At 66.2% G+C, this 263-nt stretch carries 1 protein-coding gene; it reads right to left on the reverse strand.

Features of this window, described 5'->3' with window-relative positions; genetic code table 11:
* Positions 1–263: Asd/ArgC dimerization domain-containing protein (locus tag ACZ3HG_RS24005; protein ID WP_465334916.1), on the reverse strand; the 263-nt coding region annotated here is incomplete at both ends.

The following is a 263-nucleotide window of genomic DNA, read 5'->3' on the forward strand; positions in this document are numbered from 1 at the left end:
GGATCCGGATCGACTCCGAGTGGCAGTTGACGACGGGAACCCGGGCGCACGTGGCGACGATCGGCATCTCATCGGCGCTGACGCCGAGGATCTTGCGCGTCTCATCCATCATCTTGCGCTCCTCGGTCGTGTAGCCGCTGTCGTCGGCGAACGTCTCGACCTGGGGGAGAACGTTGAACGCGATCTGGTGCGGGTACACGCTCGGCGCCGCAGGGGCCGTGTCGTGGAGGATGGCGTGGGTCTGGTCGAGCAGCTCACCGATC

This window comes from Erwinia sp. PME.40.26/001 (assembly GCF_055556675.1).